This window comes from Corallococcus sp. 4LFB (genome assembly GCF_046520365.1).
Classification (GTDB): domain Bacteria; phylum Myxococcota; class Myxococcia; order Myxococcales; family Myxococcaceae; genus Corallococcus; species Corallococcus caeni.
The window spans coordinates 1-9,839 of record NZ_JBKGHJ010000335.1 but is presented as its reverse complement, the minus strand read 5'-3'; the positions used below and the strand labels follow the sequence as shown (position 1 = coordinate 9,839).

Here is a 9,839-nt window from a genome sequence, read left to right as displayed (position 1 = left end):
GCGGGGTGGGGGCGGCGACGGGCTCCGGATCCACCGGCGGCATGAAGCCGACGACGGTCTTCTCCTCCGGCTCGTCGTCCAGGCCGGCCAGCACGTCCAGCGAGTCGTCGTTGTCCGGGCCCAGCGAGTCGAGCGCGGAGATCTCCTCCAGGCCGGACGGCGTCTCCGCCTCCTCCGGAGGCGCCACCACGGGCTCCTCCTCGGGCGTGCCCGTCACGGGCTCGGACAGGTCGCTGAACGCGTCGTCGAGCATGTCCAGGTCTTCCCCGGGCACCGCGGGCTCCTCGCCCGTGTCGACGGCGATCTCCTCGCCGAAGTCCGCCGCGGGCTCGTCACCCAGCGAGTCCAGCGTGAGGCTCTCGTCCACCACCTCGTCGCTGGCGGGCGGCTCCGGGAAGCCGATGACGCCGCCCACGCGCTCGATGAGGACGTTGGCGTCCACGGGCTTCGCCACGTACTCGTCCGCGCGCGCCTTGAGCTTGCTGTGCGCCGCGAAGCCGTCCGGGCTGCCGATGATGACGACGGGCACCGTCTTCAGCTCGTCGTCCTTCTTCAGCTTGCCGCAGATGAGGTAGCCGTTCTGTCCCGCGGACAGGTCCACCGCCAGCACCACGAGGTCCGGACGCTCACGGCGGATCAGCTCCACGCTGCCCTTGCCGTCGCCCGTCGTCTGCGCGGAGAAGCCCCGCGCCTCCAGGGCCTGCTGCAGGGAGGTGGCGAGGGTGGCGTCGCTTTCGACGATCAGGATTCGCTTGGACATGAAGGGACGGCCGTCCTGGGGGTGCGGCGCGCGGAGTGACGCCAAGAGCAACGGCAGCGGCGGCGCGCGAGAGTGAAGACGCCGTCGAGGCTATCGGCCATGCCTGGGACCGTCAATCTTCACACCGGGCGCAACGCCCGGTATTCAGTTGGGCAGGCGACCACGCAAGCCCTCGCCGGGGCGAGGACTTCAGGGCTGTAGCGAGACGGGCTGCACGCTCACCGCGGGCTTCACCTGCGCGGGGCGCACGAGGCCGTTCGAGCGGTGCTCCTGATCCCGCAGCATCTGCAGGATGGCGGCGTCGTCCAGGTCCGTCACCAGCTCATAGGTGACGTCCTGCTCACGCCACGTCACGACGTTGTACGCCTGGCTGGAGTCCACGGCGACGTTCTCCACCGTGGGGCCCTCGTCCTTGATCACCCGCTGGCCCGTCGCCGGGTACACGAACACGCCGATGTTGCGCTTGGGCTCGTTGGTGACGCGGGGCTGCGTCTCGTAGCTGACGTAGACGACTTCCTGGCCGTTGAGCGTGGAGAAGCGCGCGCCCACGGGCCGGGCCTGCTGCAGGCGGGGCAGGGTGATGCGGTGCTCCACCTTGTCGTTGAACCACGCTTCGATCTGCTCCGGCGTGCCCGCGACGAACTCCAGGGGCCGCTGGCGCGTGTGGCGCCGCACGGCCTCCAGGATGGTGGCCTTCTGGGCCTGGCCGGACTGGTACATCATCCAGCCGCCGCTCACCGTCACCACCACCAGGGCCATGGCCCCGGCGCGCAGCCACTGGCTCACCTGCGAGCGGCGGTGCTCGCGGTGCAGGCCGGACTGGATGCCCGCGCGCAGCGACGCCGGTGCACGCGTGCCCTGCGCGGAGATGGAGTGCTTCGCCGCGCGGCGCAGCGTCTGGCGGAGCTGCATCTCCTCGTCCACGCGCGCGACACACGCGGCGCAGCCTTCGAGATGCGACTCCACGTCATGGCGTTCCTCGGGCTGGAATTCGCCGTCGAGGTACGGATACAGCAACCGCTCGAGTTCCTGGCAGGTCATGGGCGCTCGATGAGGTGGGCGGAGGGAAGGCGACGCCCCTCCAACCTCTTTCTAGCCTGCCTTCTTCCGGCGCCGGTACTCTTCCAGGTCCGCCGGAACCTGCACCGGGTCTCCGTCATGGCGGAAGACACCCTGGCCTTCCGCGTACTCGCGCAGCGTCTTCTGCAAGAGCTTGCGGCCGCGGAACAGGCGGCTCATGACGGTGCCCACGGGGCACTCGAGGATCTCCGCGATCTCCTTGTAGGAGAACTCCTGGAGGTCCGCGAGGATGACCACCAGCCGGAAGTCGATGGGCAGCGAGTCGATGGCGCGCAGCACGTCGTCCGACAAGAGCCGGTCGAAGAAGTACTGCTCCGGGTTGGCCGCGAAGTCCGTCGCGTCCCGGCTCACGAAGCGCTCATGCACCGCCTCGCGCTCCACGCCCTCCACCACCGTGCGCTCCTTCACCTTGCGGCGGTAGCGGTTGATGAAGGTGTTCGTGAGGATCTTGAAGAGCCAGGCCTTGATGTTGGTCCCGCGCTCGAACTTGTCGAAGAAGCGGTAGGCCCGCATGCAGGTGTCCTGCACCAGGTCCTCGGCGTCGCGCTCGTTCTTGGTCAACCGGAGCGCCGCTGAATACAGCGGGTCCAGGTGCGCGAGCGCCAGCTCTTCGAATTCCTGCTTCGTCCGGTTGGGTTGCCTGAAGTCCAGCATCATGCTCCCGCCTTCCAGGGGCCCGAAATGATTGGGGAATGCGTCGCCTGCCTAACGGTCAATCTATGCACCGGAACAGACGGGTCAACAACGCTTTCCCCTGCCGCGCCGCCCGCATGCCCGCTTCTGGAGTGCGGAGACGCCCGGCGGGATCATTTATTCCTCAGGATGGGAACCGGATGGGACACCCGTACAACGCTTCCACCCAGACAACCGGCCAGCACAGGGCTGGCCGGCCGTGGGGCAGGCAGCCGCTACGTCACTTCTTGCCGCCGAGCGCGTCCATCAGGGGCACGTAGTCGTAGCCCATGTCCTTGGCGACGGCCTCGTAGGTGATGTGGCCATTGTAGGTGTTGATGGCACGCTGGAGGGCGCGGTCGGACTTCACGGCCTCCACCAGGCCCAGGTCCGCGATCTTCCGGGAGTAGGGGCGGGTGGTGTTGGTGAGCGCGAACGTGGACGTCTGCGGCACCGCGCCGGGCATGTTGGCCACGCAGTAGTGGACGACGTCGCTCACGGTGAACGTGGGGTTGTCGTGGGTGGTGGGCTTGCAGGTCTCGATGCAGCCGCCCTGGTCCACCGCGACGTCGACGACGACGGAGCCGGGCTCCATCTCGCCAATCAGCTCCCGCGACACCAGCTTCGGCGCCTTGCCGCCGGGGATGAGCACGCCGCCGATGACGAGGTCCGACTCGCGCACGGTGCGCGCGATGGACTCCGTGTCCGACGCCAGCGTCTGCGCGCGGCCGAGGAACACGTCGTCCAGGTACGTGAGGCGCTCCAGGTTCACGTCCAGGATGGTCACTTCCGCGCCCATGCCGACGGCGACCTTGGCGGCGCACAGGCCCACCACGCCACCGCCGATGACGGCCACGCGGCCGCGGCGCACGCCGGGCACGCCGCCCAGCAGGATGCCCTTGCCACCGTGGGCCTTCTCCAGGCACGCGGCGCCCACCTGGATGGCCATCTTGCCGGCCACTTCCGACATGGGCTTGAGCAGCGGGAGGCTGCCGTCGTCCAGCTGCAGCGTCTCGTAGGCGACCGCGGTGACCTTCTTCTTCAGGAGCGTCTTGGTGAGCTCCGGGTCCACGCCGGCCAGGTGGAAGTACGTGTAGACGATCTGCCCGGGCTGCATGCGCTCGTACTCGGGCGCGATGGGCTCCTTCACCTTGCACACCATCTCCGCGCGCTTCCAGACCTCATCCGCGGTGGAGATGATCTGCGCGCCGACGCGCTGGTACTCCGAATCCGGGATGCCGGAGCCGACGCCAGCGTTCGTCTCGACCAGCACCGTGTGCCCCGCGCTGGTGAGCGCGCGCACGCCCGCAGGCACCATGCCGACACGGTACTCGCGGGTTTTGATCTCCTTGGGGACTCCGACGATCACGACTGCCTCCGACGAATGGGGGACTGCCTGGAAAACGTGGCGGACCCATAGACCAGGGCATGGGCGCTTTCAAGGCGCGCACGGCCGAGCCAGGGGACCCGCCGTGATGGGCCGCATTCAGCCATCCGCATGACGCGAGGCGTTGGACGCATGCCGCCCGGCCCGTGGTAGTTAACAGCGCATGACGCACGCGCCGAAACTGCTCTTCGCGGACCCCAAGGGTCGGGTCATGGAGCATCCCTATCTCATCGCCACGCTGCGCAGCGGCGAGGAGCTCGTGCCCCCGCAGGACAAGCCCATTGCCCTGCCAGCGGCCGGGCGACTGGTGCACCTGCCCGGCCGGTTGCCGGTGGGGCTCAACCCGGACTCCGGTGAGCTGGAGCTGGTGCGCGAGATGAAGGTGGGGGGCAAGACGTTCGTGCCCAACGCCGTCGGCGCGCTGCTGCCGCCGGGCTACACGCGCACGTTCCTGCCGGGCGAGGTGAAGGGCAGCGGCCCCATCCTGCCGCAGTGGGCGTACACGGCGGCGGCGTGGGGGGAGAAGGGCCCGCTCGCGTGGGCCATCCACACCGACCGCCGCTCGCACTGGGAGCCGGAGTCGTACTCCACGCCGGAGTTGAAGGGGCTGGTGACGGCGCACCTGAAGCGCTTCCCGGACAGCCGCGTGCTCAAGCAGCTGAAGACGTGCGCGCTGCTGTACCGGTGCTTCACGTCGCAGAACATCTTCTACGCGCGCGACGAGGGCGCCATCCCCGCGTCGGTGATGTGCAACGCGCGCTGCGTGGGGTGCATCTCGGATCAGCCCGAGGACGGCCCCCCGGCGTCGCACGAGCGCATGGACGACGGCCCCTCCGCGGAGGAGATGGCGGCCATCGGCCTGTACCACCTGGAGCACGCGCCGGGCCGCACCATGGTGAGCTTCGGCCAGGGCTGCGAGGGCGAGCCGCTCACGCGCTGGAAGTTCATCGCGGAGTCCATCCGGATGATGCGCGCGAAGACGGACCGGGGCTCCATCAACATCAACACCAACGCCAGCCTCACGCACGGGCTGAAGGCCCTGCTGGACGCGGGGCTGGATGCGGTGCGCGTGTCGCTCAACGCCGCGTCCAAGGGGCTCTACGAGGCCTACTACAAGCCGGTGAAGTACGGCTGGGAGGACGTGGAGGCGTCCATCGCGCTGGCGCGCGAGCGGGGCGCGTACCTGGCGCTCAACCTGCTGCTGTTCCCCGGCGTCACCGACCGCGAAGGCGAGGTGCGGGCGCTGGAGGACCTGGTGCGCAGGTACCGCGTGGATCAGGTGCAGACGCGCTCCTTGTGCATCGACCCGCTCCAGTACCTGGAGGTCGCGCGGGGCGTGGGCGCGGGCGGCGAGCCGGTGGGCATCCGCACGCTCTTGAACCGGCTGAAGGCGGCGCGGCCGGGGCTCATCATCGGCAACTTCGCGCGCGGCCTGGACGAGCGCGAGAACGCCGCGGGCACGCCGGAGGTTTGACCGTCCGGGAGGGAAGGGTTACGCAGGACGGCATGTCCGCTTCCTCCCTCCGCTCCGCGTTCCGCCTCGCCGTCTTCTGTCTCTCCTCCGGTGCCGTCCTCGGCGCGTGCAGCAAGGCGCCCGAGGAGCCGGAGTTCGACCACGGCCTGAAGAAGCCGCTCGTGCGCAAGCTGCGCGAGGAGCTGGCGGAGACGCCGTGCGACAAGGCGAAGGCGCAGCAACTGGCGCAGCTGCTGCTGGACACCGGCGACATGAAGGGCCTCACCCGCGTGACGGACGCGTTCGGTGAGAAGTGCGGCCCCAACATCGTCCTGCTCCAGCTGGCGTACACGGCCAACGCGCGCGCCGGGGAGAAGGAGCTGGCGCTCAAGGCCGCCACCGCGCTGGTGGCCGCGCAGCCAAACAACGCGAGCTATCACGTATGGCGCGGGCTCTCCCTGGAGGCGCTGGGGCGTACCGAAGAGACCGCGGCGGAGCTGCAGAAGGCGTTCGACCTGCAGCCCGGCCAGCGCCCCATCCTCAACTCACTGGTGAAGACCTACGACGCGCTGGGCAAGCCCTGCGAGGCGCTGGCCGCGTACCAGCGCTTCGTGGAGAACGCGAAGCCCTCCGAGGCGAAGGCCGCGGAGGTCCAGGAGCAGCTGCAGGAGCGGGCCGCCAAGACGAGCTGCCCGGCCCAGGAGGCCGCGACGCCCGACGCGTCCGTGACGCCCGAGGCGGCGGCGAAGCCCTGAGGCGCGCGGGCGGCTACTCGGCGCCAGGGGGCATCAGCTCCTTGGCGACGAGGCTGCCCATCACGGCGTCCTTGGGGATGTAGCCGTCGGCGCCGGCCTCGCGGCAGATGCGCTGGAGCTCCTCCACGTTCTCACCGGAGCACAGCAGCACCTTGATGCCCTTGAAGAGGCTGTTGCTCTTGATGAAGCGGCAGAACTGTTCGCCGTTCACGTTGGGCATGCGCACGTCCAGCAGCACCAGGTCCGGGCGCGTCTGCTTCTTCAGGATGATCTTCGTGGCCTTGTCGGCGGTGTCCGCGACGTGGACCTCGAAGCCCTTGGACACGAGGTCCGCTTCGATGATCCGCGCGGTCATCTCACTGTCGTCCACGATGAGGATGCGCGGCTTGCGCCCCCCGGCGGCCATGGGGGCCTTGGGCAGGCCACCGGAGCCGGCGGCGGGAGCGGCCGGGGGCGCTGCGGGAGCAGGCGTGGCGGCCGGGGCGGGGGAGGGGACCGCGGCGGGGATGTTCAGCGCCGGGGCGCCGATGAGGCCCATGACGCCCCCCAGCACGCCCTCCAGGCCGCCGCTCTTGAGGATGTAGGCGTCCGCGCCGGAGTTCTTCGTCTTCGCGTCCAGCTCCTGCTCCGAGATGTCGGAGTAGAGGACGAGCTTGGCGGTGACGCCCTTCTGGGTGCGGAGGTACTCGACGACGTCGTCGCCGAACATCTCCGGCATGTTCACGTCCATGAGGATGAGCGCGAACGGGCCCTCGGTGAGCTTCTGGTTGAGCGTGGCCAGGTCCTGCGCGCCACTGGCCTCGTAGCCGGCGGCCGTCAGGGCCCGGACCGTGAGCTCCAGAAGCATGGGGCTGTCGTCAATGACCAGTACGCGGGACATCGTCCTCCTCAGGGGCTCCCAGCGCACAACCCTACACCTTTGGGTCACGTTGGACCATCGAAACGGAGAGCAGGCGGCCGGTCCGGTCCGGACGATGGACCCTTGACCCCCTTTCTCCCGGTCCTGGATACTTCACCGCCTTGACCCCGAACTCCTCCCCCCTGCAACGCGCCTTGCGCATGGCGCCAGACCGCACGGTGGCCGCCCAGGCCCGGCCGGAGCTGGAATTCTTCTGCTTCCGCGTGGGCGAGCTGCGCTTCGGCGTCCCCAGCGAGAACGTGCTGGAGGTGCTGCGCGCCGGGCTGCTCACGCCGCTGCCGCGCACGCCGTCCTTCATCCTGGGCGTCACCGGCCACCGCGGCCAGGTGCTGCCGGTGGTGGACCTCCTGCGCTTCCTCAGCAAGGGCGAGGCGCGCATCGGTCCGCGCACCCGCATCTTCGTGGGCGTCAGCGGCAACTACGTGTCCGGCGTGGTGGCGGACACCGTGCTCGGCCTGCGCCGCATCCCCGTCTCCGACATCCTGCCGCCGCCCCTGGGTGGTGATCAGGCCGCGGAGCACCTCCTGGGCGTCGTGCAGGGCTCGGGGCCGGCGGACGGCCTCAACCTGCTCAACTTCTCCAAGCTCCTGCAGACGGCCCGTCAGCGCGCGGTGGTGCGATGAGCGGCAACGTCCTGCGCGAGGAGCCGGCCTCCGGGCTGGATGGGGAAGCGGAGCGCGCCGCGGGAGAGGTGGACGTCCTCTTCTTCCAGATCGGTGACTCGGAGTACGGCACGGACGCGTCGTCCGTGCTGCGCATCGACCGCGCGCTCCCGGATGACCTGACCGTGCGCGACCTGGGCCTGCCCCACAAGGGGCACCGGGCCATCGTGTTCGACACCCCCGAGGGCGAGGGCCACCTGAAGGTGGACGCCGTCAACGGGGTGCGCACCATCCCGCTCGCCGGGCTGCGCCGCATGCCGGCCGCCGCGGCGGCGGCTTCATATGCGGTGGGCGTCTGCCTGGATGAAGAGGCGGGACGTCCCGTGTTGCTCATTGATTTGGCGGAAACCTTGAAGACGCAAGGAAGGCACTGACACACATGTCCCTGGAGAGCCCCAACGAGAAGCCCGCGAAGTCCCGCGGCGCGAGGAAGTCCCCGGGCGTGAAGGCCGGCGCGGAGTCCGTCATCGCCAACACGGTGGCGGATCCGTTCAAGCCCTTCACCGACACGCTGATGTCGGTGCTGTCCGGCAACCTGAACGCGCGCGTGCCGCAGGACCGCGTGCAGGCGGACCCCACCGGCTTCGGCCACCTGCTCAACCAGGTGCTGGAGCAGTTCTCCTCCGCCGAACACCGCAAGCAGGTGGCGGCCCAGGAGATCGATCAGGCGCTCGACTCGCTCATCATCCTGGTGCGCGAGGGCGACCTGTCGCGCTGGAACACGTCCACCGAGGACCCCCAGCTCGGGCCCCTGCTGGAGGGCTTCGGCAAGGTCATTGAAACGCTGCGCATCTTCGTGCGGGAGATCAACGAGGCCGCGCTGCGGCTGTCGTCCTCCGCCAACCAGGTGCTGGCGGCGTCCACGCAGCACGAGACGTCCTCCACCGAGCAGGCCGCGGCCATCCACGAGACGACCGCGACCATGGAGGAGCTGAAGCACGCCTCCGCGCAGATCGCGGAGAACGCGGGCAGCGTGGCGCGCGTGGCGGAGGAGACGCTGGGCGCGGCCCGCGCGGGCCGTGGCGCCATTGGCGAGTTCATCCAGGCCATGCAGCAGATCCGCAGCGACGGCGTCGCGGTGGCGGACTCCATCTCCAAGCTGTCCAAGCGCGTGGAGCGCATTGGCACGGTGGTGGAGGTCATCGACGAGATCGCCGACCGCTCCGACCTCCTGGCGCTCAACGCGGCGCTGGAAGGCAGCCGCGCGGGTGAGGCGGGCAAGGGCTTCTCCATCGTCGCGGCGGAGATGCGCCGCCTGGCGGAGAACGTCCTGGAGTCCACCAAGGAGATCAAGAACCTCATCACCGAGATCCGCGAGGCCACGCAGGCCGCGGCGGGCGCGGCGGACGCGTCCAAGCACGCCACGGAGTCCGGCGAGAAGCTGGGCGCGGTGGCGGCGCAGGCCGTGGAGGGCATCCTCGCCGGCGTGCAGGAGACGAGCGACGCGGCCCGGGTCATCAACCTGGCGACCCAGCAGCAGCGCACGGCCACCGAGCAGGTGGTGGCGTCCATGGCGGAGATCGAGGACGTGACGCGCCAGACGACGCAGGCGTCGAAGCAGGCCACCGGGGCGGCCGCGGAGCTCACCCAGCTCGCGAGCCGGCTCGCCGAGCTCATCAAGCGGTTCAAGGCCGACTAGGCGTTCTCCTGAGGGGAGAAATGGGTCGAGGGGCGCACAGCGCGCCCTGACGCCCGCGACCCATGGACACCGAGGCCCTCAAGAAATCCCTCCTGAAGAAGTTCCAGGAGGTCACGGCCGACCGACTCCAGAAGATCCAGCTGGGAGTCATCGACCTGGAGAAGGAGACCGCGGAGCAGGCCGCGGACGACGTCGCGCGCGAACTGCACACGATGAAGGGCGAGGCCCGCATGCTGGGCCTGGCCGCCATCGGGCAGCTCGCGCACGCCGCCGAGGACGTCCTGCGCGCCGAGCGCGAAGGCAAGACGGCCACCGAGACCGCCACCGACGTCATGCTCCGCGCATGCGACGTGCTGTCGGACCTCATCGAGGACCTGGACGCCGCCCACACTGGCTCGAGCACCACCGAGGAGATGGTCAAGGCCCTGGCGGAGGTGTCCGGCCACCCGGTGCCCGCGCTGGGCCCGGTGCGCAAGCCCGCCGCCGCCCCGCCCAAGCCCGTGGAGCAGGCG

The 9,839-nt window shown here is 69.8% G+C and carries 11 protein-coding genes; 6 read left to right on the top strand and 5 right to left on the bottom strand.

Features of this window, described 5'->3' with window-relative positions:
- From ACLEQD_RS29100 to ald, 4 genes are all read right to left on the bottom strand, one after another.
- Nucleotides 1-760: response regulator (locus tag ACLEQD_RS29100; protein WP_410388467.1), on the bottom strand; the 760-nt coding region annotated here is incomplete at its 3' end.
- Nucleotides 761-949: 189 nt separating this feature from the next.
- Complete coding sequence (locus ACLEQD_RS29095; RefSeq protein ID WP_410388466.1) at nucleotides 950-1,801, bottom strand: anti-sigma factor family protein; 852 nt, start codon at nucleotides 1,799-1,801, stop codon at nucleotides 950-952.
- 51 nt (nucleotides 1,802-1,852) lie between these two features.
- On the bottom strand, nucleotides 1,853-2,494 hold the full coding sequence (locus ACLEQD_RS29090; protein WP_143908841.1) for a sigma-70 family RNA polymerase sigma factor: 642 nt from the start codon (nucleotides 2,492-2,494) through the stop codon (nucleotides 1,853-1,855).
- Between the two features lie 259 nt (nucleotides 2,495-2,753).
- Nucleotides 2,754-3,881 (bottom strand): alanine dehydrogenase, encoded by a 1,128-nt coding sequence (ald, locus tag ACLEQD_RS29085; protein WP_410388464.1) that lies wholly within the window; start codon nucleotides 3,879-3,881, stop codon nucleotides 2,754-2,756.
- Between the two features lie 181 nt (nucleotides 3,882-4,062).
- Between ald and ACLEQD_RS29080 the strand changes: the two genes are divergently transcribed.
- Nucleotides 4,063-5,373: a radical SAM protein gene (locus ACLEQD_RS29080; protein WP_410388462.1), complete on the top strand. Its 1,311-nt coding sequence runs from the start codon at nucleotides 4,063-4,065 to the stop codon at nucleotides 5,371-5,373.
- A 32-nt stretch (nucleotides 5,374-5,405) separates the two neighbouring features.
- On the top strand, nucleotides 5,406-6,107 hold the full coding sequence (locus ACLEQD_RS29075; RefSeq protein ID WP_410388460.1) for a hypothetical protein: 702 nt from the start codon (nucleotides 5,406-5,408) through the stop codon (nucleotides 6,105-6,107).
- A 13-nt stretch (nucleotides 6,108-6,120) separates the two neighbouring features.
- Here ACLEQD_RS29075 and ACLEQD_RS29070 read toward each other — a convergent pair whose 3' ends face one another.
- A complete protein-coding gene (locus ACLEQD_RS29070; RefSeq protein WP_410388458.1) occupies nucleotides 6,121-6,987 on the bottom strand; it encodes a response regulator in 867 nt (288 codons plus the stop codon).
- A 179-nt stretch (nucleotides 6,988-7,166) separates the two neighbouring features.
- On the opposite strand from ACLEQD_RS29070, the gene ACLEQD_RS29065 reads away from it, so the two are divergent.
- From ACLEQD_RS29065 to ACLEQD_RS29050, 4 genes are all read left to right on the top strand, one after another.
- Nucleotides 7,167-7,649, top strand: coding sequence for a chemotaxis protein CheW (locus ACLEQD_RS29065; protein WP_120607143.1), 483 nt, complete (start codon nucleotides 7,167-7,169; stop codon nucleotides 7,647-7,649).
- Entirely contained in the window at nucleotides 7,646-8,062 is a 417-nt protein-coding gene (locus ACLEQD_RS29060) for a Frizzy aggregation protein FrzB (protein WP_410388456.1), read from the top strand. The genes ACLEQD_RS29065 and ACLEQD_RS29060 overlap by 4 nt, the downstream gene beginning before the upstream one ends.
- Before the next feature lie 5 nt (nucleotides 8,063-8,067).
- The gene (locus ACLEQD_RS29055; protein ID WP_338276793.1) at nucleotides 8,068-9,327 is read left to right on the top strand and encodes a methyl-accepting chemotaxis protein; all 1,260 of its coding nucleotides are present in this window, start codon (nucleotides 8,068-8,070) and stop codon (nucleotides 9,325-9,327) included.
- Between the two features lie 62 nt (nucleotides 9,328-9,389).
- On the top strand, nucleotides 9,390-9,839 hold a 450-nt coding region (locus tag ACLEQD_RS29050), incomplete at its 3' end, for an Hpt domain-containing protein (protein WP_410388454.1).